Origin of the sequence: Vibrio intestinalis (assembly GCF_025195085.2) — a bacterium.
Taxonomy (GTDB): Bacteria; Pseudomonadota; Gammaproteobacteria; order Enterobacterales; family Vibrionaceae; genus Vibrio; species Vibrio intestinalis.
In genome coordinates, this window is the sequence record NZ_JANAVY020000022.1 from 1 (window position 1) to 18633 (window position 18633).

An 18633-nucleotide genomic window follows, 5' to 3' on the forward strand; every position below is an offset into this window, starting at 1 on the left:
TTCACATATTTCATACTCAGCAGGTACTCCAATCGTCGCGTAACCACAACAGGGGCATGCATACAAATTGTCCTTAGCTTGCTCTCGAATTTTACTCATGTCCCCCCCAGAAATATAACGCTTTCTATACAACCAAAAGCCTTTTTCCTACTCACATACTGCCATGTTTTGTGATTTAGCTTGATTGAGCAAAATCACACAAACTAATGAAATCCTGGGTGATTTAGTCTGAATTAGAGTTGAGCATAGCGCAGTTATACTGAAACTTGCCTGTTAATTCCGTTAGTGTTGCTATATTTATATTCATGTATAGATAAACAGTATCAAAACAAATCATGAAGAGTCAATTTTTGCTCAGTTTGAAAGAGTATATGCAGAGTCGTCACTATGCTAACAAAACCATTGAAGCCTATCTGGTTTGGATATCGCGTTATATCCGTTTTCACGATCTTCAACACCCGAGCAAGCTTGATACGCAGGATGTTGAGGCGTTTCTCAGTGATTTAGCAATAACTCATAAGGTAGCAGTCAAAACACAGGCATTGGCGTTAAATGCTGTCCAGTTTATGTATCGCGACTATCTTAAAATACCAATCAAGCCCGATATGCGCTTTCAAAAATCACTATCAGATCGAAAACTTCCGGTTGTACTCACAAAGACTGAAATGCGCCGCTTTGTAGAACAGATAGACCCTAAATTTCAGCTTCATTTGATGCTTATGTACGGTAGCGGATTAAGGCTAATGGAGTGCGTTAGGTTGCGCGTTCAAGATATCGATTTTGATTACGGCGCAGTGCGGATTTGGCAAGGAAAAGGGGGTAAGAATCGCACCGTGACATTAGCGAAAGAACTCCACCCTCTACTTGAAGCTCAAATTGCTATTGCAAAACGATACTACGATAGAGATATGCTAAGCAATGGCTATGGCGGCGTATCAATGAATCAAGCTCGGAAGGCGAAATACCCTAATGCACAGTTTGAGTTTGGTTGGCATTACCTATTTCCTTCGGCAAAACTTAGTAGAGATGATGAATCGGACTTGTACAAACGTCATCATATAAATGAAACAGCGCTTCAGCGCAGTGTAAAGAAGACAGCGCTACTAGCAGGTATTGAGAAAAGTGTCTCGTGCCATACTCTAAGGCATAGCTTCGCAACTCATTTGTTAGAAGGTGGGGCGGATATACGAACGGTTCAAGAGCAGTTAGGCCACAGCGATGTGAGAACCACGCAAATATATACTCATGTGATAGATAGGGGCGCGAGCGGCGTGTTGAGCCCACTTTCAAGTTTATAAGCTATTAACGCCATTAGATAGACAATAAAAAAGGAGAGCCTAAGCTCTCCTTTCCTTAATCCTAATAACTGACTCTAATTAAAGAGCAGCTTTCGCTTTTTCAACTAGAACTGCGAATGCAGCTTTGTCGAATACCGCGATGTCAGCAAGGATCTTACGGTCGATCTCGATAGATGCTTTCTTAAGACCGTTGATGAAACGGCTGTAAGATAGACCATTTTGACGAGATGCAGCGTTGATACGTGCAATCCATAGTTGACGGAATTGACGTTTCTTGTTGCGACGGTCACGGTAAGCGTATTGACCAGCTTTAGTAACTGCTTGGAAAGCTACGCGGTAAACACGTGAACGTGCACCGTAGTAACCTTTAGCTTGTTTTAGAACTTTCTTATGACGTGCACGAGCTTGTACACCACGTTTTACGCGAGGCATTATGCTTCTCCTAAACTAAACGATTGATAACTAAAAAGAATTAAGCGTATGGCAACATACGAACAACTGCAGCCACTTCACATTTAGGAAGGATTGCGTTTGGACGTAGTTGACGCTTGTTCTTAGTAGTACGCTTAGTCAGAATGTGACGTTTAGTAGCGTGCTTAAACTTAATACCACCAGCAGTTTTCTTAAAACGCTTAGCAGCACCTTTGTTGGTTTTCATCTTAGGCATGATGAATAACTCCGCATTGTTGAGTTGTTAAACATTAGTAATTAGGGCGAACAAAACCCAGCCACTTACCTTATTAAGGAAGACGGCTAGGTTTTCTTACTTGTAAAGCCGTTAATTACTTCTTCTTAGGGGCCAGTACCATGATCATCTGACGACCTTCAATCTTCTTAGGGAAAGATTCTACTACTGCTAAATCAACAGTGTCCTCTTTCAGACGATTAAGAACGTCAACACCGATGTCTTGGTGAGCCATTTCGCGGCCACGGAAGCGAATTGTTACCTTCACTTTGTTGCCGTCTTCAAGGAAACGCGTCAGGTTGCGTAGTTTTACCTGATAGTCTCCAATATCAGTTCCAGGACGGAATTTTACTTCCTTAATCTGAACCTGTTTTTGCTTTTTCTTCTGCTCTTTCGCAGATTTGCTCTTCTCAAAGAGGAATTTACCGTAGTCCATAACACGGCATACAGGTGGCTCAGCGTTAGGGCTGATTTCTACTAGATCCATGCCCGCTTCTTCAGCTGCTGCAACGGCTTCTTGAATAGAAACAACACCAACAGACTCGCCATCAGCACCAGTTAAACGAACTTCACGAACGCCACGAATTTCACCGTTTAAACGATGAGCATTTTGTTTGGCCGGTATTTGGCCGCGTCTTCCGCCTTTAATAGCTTATTCCTCCAGATTGAGCTTACGGGTAGAGATCTCGTCTTGGATGTATGCAATAAAGTCATCCACTTTAAACTTGCCAAGATCTTTACCTTTACGAGTACGTACTGCGATTTCACCGGCTTCCATTTCTTGGTCACCACAAACCAGCATATACGGTACACGCTTCAAAGTGTGTTCGCGGATTTTAAAGCCAATCTTCTCATTTCTCAAGTCCGCTTTGGCTCTAATTCCACATTTTTGTAGTTTTTGTGCAACTTCTTTCGCGTAATCAGACTGCTTATCAGTAATGTTCATGATTACTGCTTGCTCTGGCGCCAACCAAGTTGGGAAGAAGCCGTAGTATTCTTCAATCAGAATACCGATGAAACGCTCAAGAGAACCAAGGATTGCACGGTGAATCATTACCGGCACTTGACGCTCGTTGTTTTCATCTACGTATGTTGCACCTAGACGACCAGGTAGGTTGAAGTCTAGCTGAACTGTACCACATTGCCATGCACGGTCTAGACAATCGTGTAGCGTAAATTCGATCTTAGGACCGTAGAATGCACCCTCACCTTCTTGAATTTCGTATTCGATGTTCATCGCTTCAAGAGATTGTTTTAGCGCTTCTTCAGATTGATCCCAGATTTCATCTGAACCTACACGCTTCTCAGGGCGAGTAGACAGTTTCACTACGATATTATCAAAACCGAATGTTTGGTACGTGTCGTACACCATCTTAATGCAAGACGTTACTTCGTCTTGGATTTGGCTTTCAGTACAGAAGATGTGTGCATCATCCTGAGTGAAGCCGCGTACACGCATGATACCGTGTAGTGCGCCTGATGGTTCGTTACGGTGACATGAGCCAAACTCAGCCATACGTAACGGTAGATCGCGGTAAGATTTCAAACCTTGGTTGAAGATCTGTACGTGACCTGGGCAGTTCATTGGCTTAAGCGCGTAATCGCGGTTTTCAGAAGCCGTAGTGAACATTGCGTCTGCGTATTTGTCCCAGTGACCAGAACGTTCCCAAAGTACGCGATCCATGATTAGTGGACCTTTTACTTCTTGGTAATCGTATTCAGTCAGTTTTTGACGAATGAATACTTCTAGATCACGGAAGATAGACCAACCATTGTGATGCCAGAACACCATACCCGGTGCTTCTTGCTGCATGTGGAATAGGTCTAGTTGCTTACCGATCTTACGGTGGTCACGCTTTGCCGCTTCTTCTAGGCGAGTTAGGTGAGCCTTAAGCGCTTTCTTATCGTGGAAAGCTGTACCGTAGATACGTTGAAGCATCTTGTTATCGCTGTTACCACGCCAGTATGCGCCTGCTACGTTTAGCAGCGTAAAGTGCTGACAGAAGCCCATATGTGGAACGTGAGGGCCACGACACATATCGATGTATTCTTCATGGTGGTAAAGACCCGGACGATCATCACGAGATACGTTTTCGTCTAGGATTTCCATTTTGTAAGTTTCGCCACGTGATTCGAACGCATCACGCGCTTCCTGCCAGCTTACCTTTTTCTTAATAACTTGATATTTGGTCTTAGCAAGTTCTTTCATACGCTTTTCAATCTTTTCAAGATCTTCTTGCGTTAGAGATTGCTCTAGATCGATATCGTAGTAGAAGCCGTTGTCGATGGTTGGACCGATCGCCATTTTCGCATCAGGGAAAAGCTGCTTAACTGCGTGACCAAGAAGGTGAGCACAAGAGTGACGAACGATTTCTAGACCGTCAACTTCATCTTTCACTGTGATGATTTCAAGGCTTGCATCTTGCTCGATTAGGTCACACGCATCTACGCGAACGCCATCAACACGGCCAGCGATGGTTGCTTTAGCAAGACCAGGACCGATAGATTGAGCGACTTCAAGAGTAGAAACTGGGTTGTCAAATTGACGCTGACTGCCGTCAGGAAGTGTAATAATAGGCATGTAATTTCCTTTACAGTGGTGTTGCATACCAAGCAACACATGCATTTTTACTTATTGCACGCATAAACTGCGGCATTAAGCGAGTAAATGAAAGTTAGTTGTCCGTTCTGCGCAAGTACGGATGCACAGGTTGGACAAGCGCACATTGTAACCCAACCAAGTAAAATAACAATCAAAGTCACACAATTACTGCAAACAAAACACGAAAAGCAAACGACAGGAAATAAAAATGCCGCTAGGAATAGGCTCCTAGCGGCATTTGATTGGGGGTATGACTTAGCGCTTACAGGGTAAAGAAAGAAAGCTGTGCTTTTTGTTTCTCGGCCAGCTGAGATAACTCAGTACTTGCGCTGGCGCTTTGGCTAATACCTGTAACGTTTTGGTTCACTAGTTCAGACATGTTTACCACGTTTCGGTTAATGTCTTGCGTCACTTGCGATTGCTGCTCGGCTGCAGTCGCAACTTGAGTATTGGTATCATTGATGTTGGCCACCGACTCGGTGATACCCATCAGTGCTTCATTCGCTTGTTTTGCAAGCTCGTTGTTTTTGTTCAGCATATCTAAGCTAAGCTGCATGCCGTCGTTTGCGAGGCCAGATTGTTTTTGCAGCTCTTCGATAATTGTTTTGATTTCACCTGTTGACTCTTGAGTACGGGCTGCAAGCATACGAACTTCATCCGCTACTACCGCGAAACCTCGGCCTGACTCACCTGCGCGTGCCGCTTCAATCGCCGCGTTTAGTGCTAGTAGGTTGGTCTGTTCAGAAATACCGCTGATCACTTCGATCACGTTATTAATTTGCTCAGATTGCTCTTTAAGCTTAGTAACCACTACTGCCGCATCATTTAAGGCATGGTTCATCTGTTCGCTTGCTTCGCTACTTTCATTAAACGTTGCCAGTGCAGATTGCGCTAGTTGATCAGCATCGCGCGCTGTTGTGTCAGCAAGCTGGGCGTTGTCACTTACGTTGTCTGCTGTACTTGAAAGCTCGTTAACCGCTGAAGCCACTTGTTCAATTTCAGCCAGCTCTTGCTGTGCATTGTTTTCTGCTTGAGTCATTACAGCTGCAAGCTCTGTTGAAGCAGACGCGACTTCTTCACTAATGCGGATTAGCTGATCAACAGTTGAATGTAGCTGCTCAACTGTCACGTTTACGTCATTGCTTAGCTGAGCGATTTCATTGTCGCCGTCTGCATCAGCGCGAACAGAAAGGTTACCTTGTGCCACTTTACGCATTACCGCTTGCAGTTTTTGTACTGGCTTAACGATCATACCCGATAGAACCCAAGCAACTACAAGAGATACAGCAAACACGCTTAACACAGTCCAACTAGCAAGGCTTTGTACTTTAGCGGCCGCTTGGTTGCTCTCTTCCATGGCTGCGCTTGAAATAGTATTCACGCGCTGAGAAAGTTCGTTAATGGCCGCGACCATAACATTACCGGTTTTACGGTATTGAGAGATAAAGTCGTTGTATTCTTTCGGGCTCACTAAGCCCTGATCACGACGCTCGAAGAAGCTTACCGCATTGGTTGAATAGCTTACGTAATCATCAATTGCGCGTTTTACTTTGGTCGCTTCACTTCTAAACGTACCGCGCTCGTTAATCTTGTCGAGATCAGCATGAATTTTCTTAACGCCTTGTTGAAGTTCAGTGATAAATGAATCACGACGCTCAGGATCGTAGATCGCATATACCGCGCTTATACGCAGCGGGTAAACGGTATCAGAGATATTGGCTAAAGAATCTTTGTAAAACACTAGCGAGTCAGTATTTGAAGCAACCAATTCTTGTTCTGCTTCTAAATTATTTTTAGTGACCCAAAGTGCGATAAACAGAGCAACAGAGATAAACAGCACAGGGATGAGTACCTGTGTGCGGATAGAGAAGTTTTTCAGGGAAAACTGCATGTATGCCTCAACTAAGTTAATGTTTATTCGCATCCATGCTATGGGAATAGTCCCAACCTTTTGTTAAGCGCGGAGTTTATTACAAAATATGAATAGCTGTCTACCCCTGATAAACTATTAATTTTAAGATAATTTTGTAATTATTGAGTGCCATTTTTTCGACAGAGACAGTCGAAGCAATGACGGTTAGAGCAACTATCTGAAAACAAACAATATTAAGTTCCATATAACAAGCGCCATTCATTTTTGCGCAAACATACAGCGGAATCTGTTGCTTAGTTGAACGCTCAAATAACAAAGCGGCCATCGTAAAAACGAGGACCGCTTGGAGTCAAGGCTGAACTGTTGCCTAGTAAAGATTGCGTGTTAGCTTAAACGACTTAAAAACATCCTGAGTAAACGGATTATCATCTTCATCCGAGGCTACGCGATAAGTCACTGCACCATTATCAAATGAGAAACGATAATCGATAGAGGTCGCGCTCGCTCGAACCACTTCCCCTTGGTCTAGCAACCTAAAGAATGCCCAAGGCCCGCGTAACACCACACTGCGCGGAGATGAGTTGGCCTGAATCGGGACCAACGTCACTTTAGATTCCGCACTCTCTTTTAAACTGTTCGGCCAAATAAGCTCAACACTGTCTCGGCGACCATGGCTATAAGCCAAATACTGACCATCGATGTTTAACACGCCTCGGCGCTTATTACTTGTCAACTTACGCGGCTCAATTGAGAAACTCACATCCAAGATGCCCTTTTTATTAAAGAAGGCCTGTTGAATTTTATGTGACTGATTGATTTGATGCAGTACATACGGGTTAATCGGCAGATTAAACGAGCTATCATCTTTATTGCGGCTCGCGACAATCAGAGGCTTCAAATGGCTCGCATAGAACGCATCCAATGTGCCATTTGGTGCAAAGAAGGCTTCAAAGTCTTGTAGCGACGCTTCTTTTCTCGCATGCGGATTAAATGGATAACGCCCTTTCAACTTCTGCTCAAACTGCAAGTAAACATCTTGATACCACTTTTTGCCTAAATGAGCTGTCGCCTCTTGCTTAACCACATACCACGACTCCTCAGCGACTTTACCAATCAATCGGTTTAAAGGAGCAGGTAGCCCCTCTGCGATGCGCGCAAGCGCATCAATTGGATCGTCACGTTGAGACAAGAGCTTGTCTTTGATTGCATCCAATGCTGCGCCACCTTGGCTTGGTGCTTTCTCCATCGCAACCAAATATTGATGCAAAGTATCGATTGAATCGATCACTTGGTGAACATACGGCGGCTTTTCACCAACTGGCGTGAGCATATCGTTAAGCTCACCAAAATGGCGTTTCAACCCTAGATTCACCTTCTCACGCGATTGCGCTTGCCATGTGATGGATACCGCTTGGTCAATCAGATTATCACCGCCAATTTGGGTGTTCTCTTCGACAACACGCAGTAAACGCATCAGTGGTTCTGCATTGGCCACTAGATTTTCGAGCACTTGGGTGCTTTCACTCAGAGTAGTGAAGTAACGCATATCGAGCTTATCAAGCACATCTGTCCATGAGCGGGCGTAATCCGTAATGTAGAGGTCAAGCAACATACCACGCAGCGCTTGCACGTCTGCGTCACTAAACTGGGTTGATTCCGTCTCTCCTAAAACCCAACTGTCGATTAAAGCCAGCTCAGAGACACTTTCCAATTTAGGAATAAAATATTCATTTAAACCTTTCGGGGTAAACAGTTGCGGCACAGTAAAGACTCGATTGGCAGCGCGCTGCTCATCAAACACCAACGCAAAACTTGGCCCGATAAGGTTATCAAGATGAAGCGCTGGCCCTAGAACAAATTGAGAATTTCGGCGCAAGCCTTGATACACCCTCTGTTCAATCGGTAATTTACCAAGCTGATACTGAGCATGTTTAATGGTCACATCATGCGGGTAGAGCGCCATAATGGCATCAACGTCGGCGTCACCTTTGGCCGTTTCAAGATCTGAAGTTTCCATTGCCACCAGCAAGTGATCCATCAGATCGTTTTGCATCGCAGCGCGGCCCACGTAATATTCCTGCCATAGCTGCGAGAAATACTCTTCTACCATTGGCGTAATGCGGCCGCTTCTATCAACTACCATCTTATACACGCGAAGGGCTTCGAGTTTTTGCTCATCGTTTTTCGCATGTTTGAGTTCGTAGACCACTTGCTCAAGCAGCAGTGGTACAAAACGCTTCTGCAATACTTCGTGATAAGTCTGCTCAATTTCTGGCGCAATTTTATGGCCTTGGTAGAGCGCAAAATCTTTTACCGCGGCCATGTCGCCTTTGTAGTCGCCAAACACTTTAGCTGAGTCGCGTAACTCATTAAGCGCTTGGATGGTGAAACGAAGCGAAGTGGATGATGAAACTTGATTGATCTGTTGGTACGTATTTGCTCTTGCCACTACGCTGTTAGAGCGCTCAATATTTTGCTGATAGTTAATATGCCAAATGCCTATCATGGCTGCTGCCGCTGCGATACCTAACCCGCCAATCACTCGGGTTTTACGGCTCGCCTTTTTCAATGAACTTAGATTTCCTGACGCTAAACCGGCCTCTTTATAGAGTACCGATTGAAACAGTTGCTCAATGAAGTACGCTTGTGACAATTTACTGCGAACCGTTTTACCAATCGGATTATCAATTTCGTAGCGGCGCGACGTTGCATCAGAAAACGCATTAACCATCACCCCTTGCTGAAAAGCGGAGGTTAGAAATACCCCACGCAAACCCAGGTCTGTTGGCGCTACCTCACCAGTAAAGGTTTCGCTGAGCAGCCTCATCACCATTTCATTCAGGCCTTTCATTTGACGGCTGAAGGCAAACAGTTGTTGACCACGCTCTGCAATACGCGACTCGCCCATTCCGGCACTGGCGCGATAAGCGAGATCTTTCGCCCAGTGGTCAAACTGAGACTCAATCGAAGCTATGGTCGTTTTCGCATCTTGAGATGAAATATCGACGCTAAAGCCTAGCGCATCAGCACGCTCTTTCGCTGACAAAGAAGCGAACGTATGTTCAAAGCCTTCTAGTAAATCGAGTTTTGTCACGACTAAATAGACAGGTACACGGCTAGAAAGCGTTTGATTGATTTCAACTAAACGCGCTTGAATAAGTGCCGCTTGCGCCTTGCGCTCTGTTTCTGAACGGGTAATCAGACTGGCAGCATCAACACCAATAATGACACCATTAAGAGGCTGACGCTGACGATATTGTGCTAGCCACTGCAAATAGCTTTGCCAAATTTGCTGCGTCCCCTTTTCTTCCGCGCCGTTATTCTCTAACTCTGCGTTGAGTAAATCACTGCTCGGCTCCCAAATCATTGAGTTTTCACCCACCCAACAATCAAGATCTACCTCATGGCCGTCAGTCGTAATTCTCTGGCGCTTAAAGGTTTCGCCACTGCGATTTACCAAACTACTTTTGCCTGATTCAGAAGCGCCAAGACATAAATACCAAGGCGTCTGATATGGGAACTGGCTCTGTTTTGAAGAAGAGCGCACAGACTCCATTGCACCATCAAGTTGAAAATGGAAACGCTCATACCAACGCTGCTGCTCTTGCTCCGCTTTTTTTATCTCTTTCGGATCGGGTTTAGCGGGCTGATCCGCTTGCATGGTGACGCGCAGTTTTCGCCACTGCCATGCCCAGAAGACTAAAATCCACGATAATAAATAGGCTACCGTGCAAAAGATTCGCGACGTAGTCGTTTTTAGCGGCTGCTCGCCATCGAGTGTCCATTCTGGCCCCCACCACCAAACGGCAAAGATGGGAAACAGAAACAATAACAAGAATAAAGTAGGTTTTGACGCTGACCACAACATTCTGATCGGCATTAAAATTCGACTTAGTGACGTCAACATGTGTTTTTCCTTTGTCCTACGACGTTGATAAGTTTTGTAGTTTTTTAATCAATGACGGCTCCCATTCTTCTACCGTCACGTGTTTTATTTTTTCGACCAGATCCTGACTATGGGACCGAGCCAAAGAAGAAAGTTTTGACCGGCTAAGTAGCTCCGCCATTTGATAGCGCCAATATGATTGCTCTCTAAGCTCTCTTGCCGACGCTAAGCCTTTATCAAGCTCAGCCATAGCAAGCTCAAAATCATCATTTTCAGTCACTGACTGCGCAATCGATGTATTGGCGGTATTTCCAGAAGTAGAAGTATTGGCGCTTTGCAACCACTGCTGAACCTTAGTTGGGACAAATGGCTCTCCAGATTTAAACGACAAGTCACTGATAATGGGTAATCGCTCCAAAAAAGCGTTCGCTTCTCTGGCGATACAATCTGCCCAATCTCGATGGCCTAGTTTGAGGGCGATTTGCGCACTCATGTAATGTCCTTCAAACCAATAAGGGGCAATCAACAAGCTATTTTCAACTTGCTGCCAAAGTGCTAAATCTGGGGCGCTCATTCGCTCTTGATATTCTTGAGCTCGCTCCGTTGACATAAAGCGCAGCGCTGTTGCCCCTTCACCATCATGATCTGGCGCAGACGTAATCCCATGCCAAACGGCATAGCGACGCATCGAAATAGCCAACAAAGCGCCCATCTCTTGCTGGGCGACTTCTTCGGCAATCTCTTGTAGCGTTTGCTTTAAATTCTTGTCACCCGAACGAGCAGATGAAGTAGTGAGCGGCTTAGGAATTGGTTGAGTTTTCTGTTCGCTTTCCGCTGCTTTTCTTTCTTGCCATTGGTTCAAACGACTTTTAAGCAGCGGCGTCACTTTATCTTGTTCAGCAAGCTCTATCGTTTCTAATGCTTGTCCCCAAGGCTCAAGGGCGTGAGTAAAATTATGATGACGCGATTCATTTAGCTCATCAAAGTTAAGCTTATCAATGGCCTGCTCAAAGCGCTGCAGTTGCAATTGCGCATACTTAGATCGAATACGCTTACCTTTTCCGCCTGGCGCGGGAAAGCAACTTTCCCAAAAATGGCTGACAAAATCGACCCAAACCCGCATCGAAATAAGGTAGTGATCAAGCCCTGCATGATTTTGCAAACAAAGCTGTAGAAAACCCAACACACGAATATCTTTACTCTTCGTAGCTAAAATATTGAGACATAAGCTCTCTACGTCACTCCACTTAATGTCAGTGTGATTAAGCGTGCCATACTTCATCATCTCTTGTTCGATGAACTCGAACTCTGCATCGTCTTCGAGTCGAACGCCTGCGGGTGATTGCTCACTGATCGCAGAAGTAACTTTTTGACGAAAATCCGCAATATCCATTATCTGCTCCTACCAACGACACGGATCGCGCAGTGCATCAATCACACCGGCAACCTGACTAGTATCAAACCTTAATCCATCAAACCCACGTGCGCTTGAACGCAGCGTAATACTGTCTCGGCTCATTAAGCGCTTCATTAGTGAAATCGCGGGGAGCCCTCGAGATGCCTCAAAGATCATTCCAGAATCATCACTTCGCCACGCCTGACGTTCACCATTTAACATAGAAATCGATACTCGAGCCGCAGGAACGGGAGCGGGCAGGTAAAGCTCAACACGCGAAATGTTGTCGATACAACTCATCACCAATACTTTACCTTTTTGCTGTGATGGCAAAGTAATTAGCGCACGCTTATTTTCTTCATCGACTTCCACTCGCGGCGCAACATCGCCGGCAATACGTTGCTGCTCGATTTGATTGACTAACAGCCAGGACAAAGGCTTTTCACCCGAGCTAATTTTGGCTGAATCAAACACACGATCAAAGCAAGTCAGTCTTTGGTTTGCAGTGGTAATTTCAGCGCATTGATACGCGTCTCGTAGTTGATCACTGGCATAACTTGGCAAAGCAACTAAGCCAATTAACAAGCCCAAGAGTGATAGTTTCATCCTATTAGCTCCAACTTCTGACACTTATACGCCAACGTGCGTTTAGGAATGCCTAAGCTACGCGCTGCTTTGGCGCGATCACCACGATATTTATCTAAACGAGCTTGAATAATGGACGCTTCATAACAGCGGATGGCATGCTTGAGGTCATCAATCGCTTCAATTTCTTGAGTGGTCGATGGCGTATGCTCATTAAGGGTGGCTGATGGGAAGGTTGGCTCACCAAGATTGGCTAAAATATGCAGCCTGTCTTTAACACTATTGAGCGAAATCGGCTGACCATGCATGGTTTGCGCACAACCAAACTCAATTAAATGCTTTAACTCGCGAACATTACCGGGGAAGGCATACTGTTTTAAGCGATCAATCGCCAACGAGTCGATTCCCGCAATATTGGCGTGATGCTCTCGGTTGTATTGCCTAATAAAGCCATGAGCCAGTTCATCCACATCTTCAATGCGCTGACTAAGCGTTGGGATTGATAATGGGAACTGACATAAACGATAGTACAAGTCTTGTCGGAACTGTCGCTCTCTCACTTGCTGAATGAGATTGACGTGCGTGGCGCATACAAGGCGAAAATCAGAATATTGCTCTTCTTTTCCGCCTAGAGGTCGAAACTTTTTAGTCTCTAGTACTCGCAACAATTTGGCCTGCAAGCCTAGCGGCATATCGCCGATTTCGTCCAAAAATAATGTGCCGCCATCCGCTTGAGCAATGAGTCCTTTGCGATCTCCATCCGCGCCAGAAAACGCACCTTTGCAGTAACCAAACAGTTCGCTTTCCAGTAGATTTTCCGGGATCGCGGCACAGTTAATGGCAATCAACGCTTCATTGCTGCGATTTGATGCTTGGTGAATAGCCTGCGCGACAAGCTCTTTGCCCGTGCCTGTCTCGCCCTGCACCATCACTGCCAAATGTGAGCTTGCAGCACTGACGATTTTTTCACGCAGGCGCTGCATAGCGCCACTTGCCCCAACGAGATTTTTACTGATGTCTGTTTGCATACGTTGACGCTGACAGCGCGTCTCTGCTTGCTGCAGTGAATCAGACAGCACCTGCTGATTGAGCTTACTTGATGCCATCTCATCAAGAAGGGCAAACTGATTTGAGAACAAATCTAAATATTGGAGAAAAGCTCGGTCGGAGCGCAAAGCCATAAGCTTGTCGCTATCTCCGACCATCACCAATAGATTGGCGACCTTGTTCTCTTTCAGCGGTAGGGGGTAAATCGCCATACTAGAGAACATGCCAACGTTTTGTGCTAGCTGACTAAACTGAGCATCATTTTGCCAATAGATAAGTTCATCACTGGTCAGTATTTTTACTTCGGATTTATTGATCACATGGCTAAAAGGAACGTTGAAATCATTCACCGACCAAACCAAAGGTGGATTAAGGCCGGTGGAAGACAAAGTACGCCCTTCCGCATTGGGAGTCAGTACAAACGCTTTTTCAAGCGCTAGTTGCTGAGAAATCGAATCTAAAAAGCTGGCAGTCAGAGTCTGACGGTCTCGCTTTGCTACAATCTCTACACTGTGTTCCATCCAGCCTTTCATCTATTTCACCTCTCCGACAAATTCATCATCTTCGACACGAATCGTGACTTGATTGACCAACTCTTGGTTTGCCAAGCGCGTCAACAATGCCAATGAGATAGGCGGTAACACTTGGCCATCAATGATCGCTTCAAGCATACGAGCGCCATTTTCTGAGCGATTTGCTCGCTGAAGAATCAATTCAATAACACTCTCTTCGATAATCACTTCTGCGCCATAACGCTGGCTGAAAATCTGTTCGAGACGCGATAGTTTGCCAGCAACAATTTCTGCCAGAACGCCCTTGTCTAATGGTAGATATGGAATGGTCTCCATACGCGCCAAAAGCGCAGGTTTGAAGAAATCAGCAAGGATCGGGTAGAGCGCTTCATCCAGCACTTCTGGCTGTTCGCTGTGCTGAACAATGGCTTGATAACCCAAGTTAGAGGTTAAGAAGAACACGATGTTTTGGCAGTCAATTAGACGGCCTTCACCATCGGCTAACTCGCCTTTATCAAAAGCTTGATAGAACAAGTTCAGAACTTCTGGGTGAGCTTTTTCAACCTCATCCAATAACACCACTGAATAAGGCTTTTTACGAATGGCCTCCGTTAGCACACCACCTTCACCGTAACCGACGTAACCTGGAGGCGAGCCGATTAAACGCGATACCGTGTGTTTCTCTTGGTATTCAGACATGTTGATCGTGGTCAGGAACTGCTTGCCGCCATACAGTTGATTCGCAAGCTGAACAACCGTCTCGGTTTTACCGACGCCGCTTGGACCCACCAATAAGAACGCCCCTTTAGGGCGACCAGCACGGCGTAGATCTGCTCGCGCAGTAAGTAGGTTTTTATGTACACGCTCAATCGCGATGTCTTGACCTTTGATGGTTTCACGCAGGGTATCAGCCAGTTGGGTAATTTTATTGAGTTCATCAGACTTCATCTGATCAATCGGGACACCCGTCCAGTCAACGATGACTTCGGCGATTTGTTCTTCATCCACCTGTGGGTGAATCAAAGTCTCTTTGGCCGACAGCACTTCAAACTCATGGGTTAAATCACGCAATGTCTGCTGGGCTTCTAACAGCGTTTCTTCTTCGTCAGTATCACTATCAAAACCTAAGATAGTTTGTCGCGCTTCAATGATGCCTTGTACCATCTCTTGTTGATGCAGCCATGCGTCATGAAGCGATTGATATTCGTCGCTTTCAACATCGTGCAATGTTTGCAATTCATCTAAGCGAACACCATCAACATCTTCACCGAGCAGCTTAGCGCGCTCCAACATATCGATTTCTCGTTGACGCTGAACACTTTGAGTTTCCAACTGCGCTAAACGCTTGGGTGGAGATGAAAGGTTAATCGCAATTCGAGCACATGCTGTATCAAGTACATCAATCGCTTTATCTGGAAGTTGACGGCCTGAAAGGTAACGCGCTGATAACTGTGAAGCTGCTTGTAGCGCAGTTTCAGAAATTAGAACTGTATGAGATTTTTCATATACATGATGCAGGCCGCGCAAAATATCAATGGTTTGTTCAACCGATGGTTCATCCACTTTCACGACTTCAAAACGGCGCGTTAACGCGGCATCTTTTTCAAAGTATTTTTTGTATTCTTTCCATGTCGTCGCCGCGATTGTGCTAATTTCACCACGAGCTAAGGCTGGCTTGAGTAAGTTCGCTGCATCATTGTCTCCACCAGCACCGACTAAACTATGCGCTTCATCGATAAACAAGATGATCGGTTGAGGTGATTGTTTCACCTCTTCAATCACTCCTTTTAGGCGTTTCTCAAACTCGCCTTTCACCGATGCACCAGCTTGCAGTAACCCAAGGTCAAGCGACATAATCGTCACTTTTTTGAGCCTTTCTGGCACATTGTCACTTACGATACGCTGAGCTAATCCTTCAATTAGCGCACTTTTACCTACCCCAGCTTCACCAACAACAATAGGGTTGTTTTTACGGCGACGGCATAAAATATCAATCATTAAATTGATTTCGTTATCTCGGCACAGAACTGGGTCAAGTTCTCCTTGCTCCGCATCTTGAGTAATGTTTTTACAGTACTTCTCTAGAGATTGCTGACCACTTGCCAATATCGGCTGCTTGACTGATTTATCATCAGATACGACTGGCGTTTCCGATGAATTGGCCACCACAAGCTCGAACTCACGCTTAAGCGCTTCCGCGGTTAGTGGCTCAAGTAAACGTCTAACGGCAAGATTGAGGTAACGCTCTTTGCTTGCGAGCGCAATAACAAAAATGGCGCCAGAACGCAGCTCATGCTGATTTAGCTCTGTAGTTGAAATCAGCCACGCTTCTTGCAGCGCTTCTACCAACAATGGAGAGAATGGTGGGTATGTGTCTAGTGTATGTTCGCGAGTATAGTCTTCTTTAATCGCCGCTTTGAGAGCATTGTGGTCGATATTGGCATGTTGAAGAATGGTACGCAGATCAGACAGAGGATTATCAAGCAATACATCCATGTAATGAGCGAGCGTTACTTCTGGCTGCTGCTGCTCAATACAAAGCGAAGCTGCTTGCTCAAGCGCAAGCTTGCTCTGCTCGTTCAGTTTTGAAATCAATGTGGGTAATTCAATACGAATCACGATAGTCACCTAGCTAATTAAAGTAATTGTTGAAGTTGTTGTAATACGTGGTCTGTGTTCATCGCGAGTAGATGTGAGTACGTCACATACGCCGCAGATACAACGCCGCCAATTAAGAACAACACTTGCCATGTTGAGAGACGGCGCTTCAATTTGATCGGCACATTTGCACTGTGTTTCGGGTTTGCAACCAACGGCGATAAGCTGTGTTGCAACTCATCAAAGCCCAGTAGCTTGTGTAGATGAGCGATCACTTTATCGCGCTCTGCTTGGCCGTTTTCTATGACTCGATATTTACCTTCAAAGCCAAGCGCTAAACAGAGGTGGATAAACTCAAGTAATGTGCGGTATTTTTCAGGCTCACTAGAGAGGCGTTCAAGAATCTGGTAAACCTTTTCGCCACTCCATGTTTCGTTAAAAAACTTGGCAAGCAACGATTGTTGCGACCAACAGCTATGGCCACCCCAAGGGGTACTTAAAATCGACTCATCTAATGTGGCGCACAAGACATAGCGATAGGCGTTTAACTGAGCCTCTTCATATTTACCTTCAAGCTCGGCATCAATCGCTTGGATTTCTTCTACCACCTGCTGATAAACGTCATCGACGTTATAACAATCCGATAAAGTACGAACACGGGTCGCAAGCCCTAACAAAGGGATTGCGGCATCAATCAGACTGTTAGGATGATCGCCATTGATTTGAAACCAATATTGTTGGTCTTGCTCTATGCTTTCAACGCTATCGAACAGCAAATCTTGGTAGTGTTGTGTTGAATCAAACGAACTCATGATTAACTCCTAATTGCCCAGAACTGCATATCTAAACCTTCAAATTCACCCGCGATGTGGAACGCTAAACCGCTAGCACCGGATAATTGCTCCCACGCTGGGCTGTTTTTATCCAGCTTGTAATAACTAAACCCTGCGTGATAAGGCAGTTGCCTCGGCGCAACCGGAATAGGCAATAGCGGAACACCCGGTAGCTGCAATGAAACCAAATCGCGAATTTTTTCCGCCGAAGAGACTTTGGTCTGCTGAATAAAGAGACGTTGCAACTCTTCGCTTGGCATTTTTGCTTTGACTGCGACAATGAACTCCGCTTCTTTGATCAATTGCGAGTCCAAAATAGGTGCGACACGTAAGCCATACTTCTGTACGTCCAACTGAATCGAGATCGCTTTTGGCTGCAACACAATTGACAAGCTTTGGCGCAGTACGCGAATGACCGGACCAAACGCCAAATTAGGGTGAGCATGGTCATAGTTCGGCATCGTCACGGGTAAGCGGCTTTCATCTGTAAACGTGGTCAACTCGCCGCTCAGACTGATCAGGTTTTCGAATAGACGCTCTGGGTGAAGGCGTCGCATCTCAGACAAGTGCTTCAATTTGGGTTGCCAGCGATTGAGTGCTTGTAACAACATAAAGTCTGACACTTCAGCGACCCCGCCTTGCGCGGGCGCTGCCATTCTCTGCGCAATGTTTTTTGCTCGCTCACTCATCAAGCCTGCAATTTCATTGACAAAGCGGTGCAGTGAGCCATGACAACCAACATCCAACATACAAGGAATGAACTCTTCATCTAGCACGATGCTACCGTCAGGTCGCTTCTCTATAATTTTGGCAATGGCTACCGACGCAAATGCGCTGCGATCTTCTCGCTCTAGCAGTAATTGCATTTTCAAGGGCGAGACATCAATCTGTGCGCTATCACCCTCTAAAGTGTGAACATCACGTACTTCTAATCGATGTGATTCAAAACGAGACGTACCTGGCTCACTTGGCCAATCCACTTCTCTTAAAGCATGACTGCGAAGCGGAACCGCCAAATAGATGATCTGATTGACCAACGACGCATCTTCTATATCAAGAGGCTCTGGCATGGTGTCTTCTTGAGGAATTCGGAATACCGAACCATCAGGCATAACACCCGTTGCCCTTTCAATGGCAATGCGTCCAAAGGCTAAGTACTCAAGATTAATAGACAGCTCTGTTAACCCATATTGAAATGGGTTTCCTGAGGCAATTCGCTCTTCAATATGATATTCAAGAAAGCGCTGTTGCTGCTGGAAATGCTGTGGCTTAATGAACAGTCCTTCATTCCAAACTACGCGACTACGACCAAACATCG

At 45.5% G+C, this 18633-nt stretch carries 13 protein-coding genes; 1 reads left to right on the top strand and 12 read right to left on the bottom strand.

The features are described from left to right. The first annotated feature begins 335 nt into the window (after positions 1 to 335). Positions 336 to 1298, top strand: coding sequence for an integron integrase (locus MU515_RS18730; RefSeq protein WP_260261924.1), 963 nt, complete (start codon positions 336 to 338; stop codon positions 1296 to 1298). Positions 1299 to 1376: 78 nt separating this feature from the next. On the opposite strand, the gene rplT is transcribed toward MU515_RS18730, so the two are convergent. The 12 genes from rplT to tssK form a co-directional block, all read right to left on the bottom strand. Further along, on the bottom strand, positions 1377 to 1730 hold the full coding sequence (gene rplT / locus MU515_RS18735) for a 50S ribosomal protein L20 (protein ID WP_004401084.1): 354 nt from the start codon (positions 1728 to 1730) through the stop codon (positions 1377 to 1379). A 40-nt stretch (positions 1731 to 1770) separates the two neighbouring features. Then, on the bottom strand, positions 1771 to 1965 hold the full coding sequence (gene rpmI, locus MU515_RS18740; protein WP_076590127.1) for a 50S ribosomal protein L35: 195 nt from the start codon (positions 1963 to 1965) through the stop codon (positions 1771 to 1773). Positions 1966 to 2080: 115 nt separating this feature from the next. Beyond that, positions 2081 to 2632 carry a translation initiation factor IF-3 gene (gene infC, locus MU515_RS18745; RefSeq protein ID WP_260261971.1) on the bottom strand — a complete coding sequence of 184 codons (552 nt, stop codon included), beginning with the start codon at positions 2630 to 2632 and terminating at the stop codon, positions 2081 to 2083. A gap of 3 nt (positions 2633 to 2635) precedes the next feature. Continuing rightward, positions 2636 to 4564 carry a threonine--tRNA ligase gene (thrS, locus tag MU515_RS18750; protein WP_260261925.1) on the bottom strand — a complete coding sequence of 643 codons (1929 nt, stop codon included), beginning with the start codon at positions 4562 to 4564 and terminating at the stop codon, positions 2636 to 2638. Between the two features lie 283 nt (positions 4565 to 4847). Beyond that, positions 4848 to 6476: a methyl-accepting chemotaxis protein gene (locus MU515_RS18755; RefSeq protein ID WP_260261926.1), complete on the bottom strand. Its 1629-nt coding sequence runs from the start codon at positions 6474 to 6476 to the stop codon at positions 4848 to 4850. A gap of 349 nt (positions 6477 to 6825) precedes the next feature. Next, positions 6826 to 10365, bottom strand: coding sequence for a type VI secretion system membrane subunit TssM (tssM, locus tag MU515_RS18760; RefSeq protein WP_260261927.1), 3540 nt, complete (start codon positions 10363 to 10365; stop codon positions 6826 to 6828). Between the two features lie 16 nt (positions 10366 to 10381). Continuing rightward, on the bottom strand, positions 10382 to 11737 hold the full coding sequence (tssA, locus tag MU515_RS18765; RefSeq protein ID WP_260261929.1) for a type VI secretion system protein TssA: 1356 nt from the start codon (positions 11735 to 11737) through the stop codon (positions 10382 to 10384). A 9-nt stretch (positions 11738 to 11746) separates the two neighbouring features. Further along, positions 11747 to 12346 carry a type VI secretion system-associated protein VasI gene (gene vasI / locus MU515_RS18770; RefSeq protein ID WP_260261930.1) on the bottom strand — a complete coding sequence of 200 codons (600 nt, stop codon included), beginning with the start codon at positions 12344 to 12346 and terminating at the stop codon, positions 11747 to 11749. Next, positions 12343 to 13905: a sigma-54 interaction domain-containing protein gene (locus tag MU515_RS18775; RefSeq protein ID WP_260261931.1), complete on the bottom strand. Its 1563-nt coding sequence runs from the start codon at positions 13903 to 13905 to the stop codon at positions 12343 to 12345. The genes vasI and MU515_RS18775 overlap by 4 nt, the downstream gene beginning before the upstream one ends. Beyond that, positions 13906 to 16503, bottom strand: a complete 2598-nt coding sequence (tssH, locus tag MU515_RS18780; RefSeq protein WP_260261932.1) for a type VI secretion system ATPase TssH — start codon at positions 16501 to 16503, stop codon at positions 13906 to 13908. Between the two features lie 17 nt (positions 16504 to 16520). Further along, positions 16521 to 17294: a type IVB secretion system protein IcmH/DotU gene (icmH, locus tag MU515_RS18785; protein WP_260261933.1), complete on the bottom strand. Its 774-nt coding sequence runs from the start codon at positions 17292 to 17294 to the stop codon at positions 16521 to 16523. 2 nt (positions 17295 to 17296) lie between these two features. Beyond that, positions 17297 to 18631, bottom strand: coding sequence for a type VI secretion system baseplate subunit TssK (gene tssK, locus MU515_RS18790; protein WP_260261934.1), 1335 nt, complete (start codon positions 18629 to 18631; stop codon positions 17297 to 17299). Positions 18632 to 18633 lie beyond the last annotated feature (2 nt).

Bases quoted from the DNA above. Each gene is read 5' to 3' on its own strand.
- MU515_RS18730 (WP_260261924.1), top strand. From the start codon at position 336: ATGAAGAGTCAATTTTTGCTCAGTTTGAAAGAGTATATGCAGAGTCGT.
- MU515_RS18775 (WP_260261931.1), bottom strand. From the start codon at position 13,905: ATGAAAGGCTGGATGGAACACAGTGTAGAGATTGTAGCAAAGCGAGAC.
- tssM (WP_260261927.1), bottom strand. From the start codon at position 10,365: ATGTTGACGTCACTAAGTCGAATTTTAATGCCGATCAGAATGTTGTGG.
- tssA (WP_260261929.1), bottom strand. From the start codon at position 11,737: ATGGATATTGCGGATTTTCGTCAAAAAGTTACTTCTGCGATCAGTGAG.
- rplT (WP_004401084.1), bottom strand. From the start codon at position 1,730: ATGCCTCGCGTAAAACGTGGTGTACAAGCTCGTGCACGTCATAAGAAA.
- vasI (WP_260261930.1), bottom strand. From the start codon at position 12,346: ATGAAACTATCACTCTTGGGCTTGTTAATTGGCTTAGTTGCTTTGCCA.
- rpmI (WP_076590127.1), bottom strand. From the start codon at position 1,965: ATGCCTAAGATGAAAACCAACAAAGGTGCTGCTAAGCGTTTTAAGAAA.
- icmH (WP_260261933.1), bottom strand. From the start codon at position 17,294: ATGAGTTCGTTTGATTCAACACAACACTACCAAGATTTGCTGTTCGAT.
- MU515_RS18755 (WP_260261926.1), bottom strand. From the start codon at position 6,476: ATGCAGTTTTCCCTGAAAAACTTCTCTATCCGCACACAGGTACTCATC.
- thrS (WP_260261925.1), bottom strand. From the start codon at position 4,564: ATGCCTATTATTACACTTCCTGACGGCAGTCAGCGTCAATTTGACAAC.
- tssK (WP_260261934.1), bottom strand. From the start codon at position 18,631: ATGTTTGGTCGTAGTCGCGTAGTTTGGAATGAAGGACTGTTCATTAAG.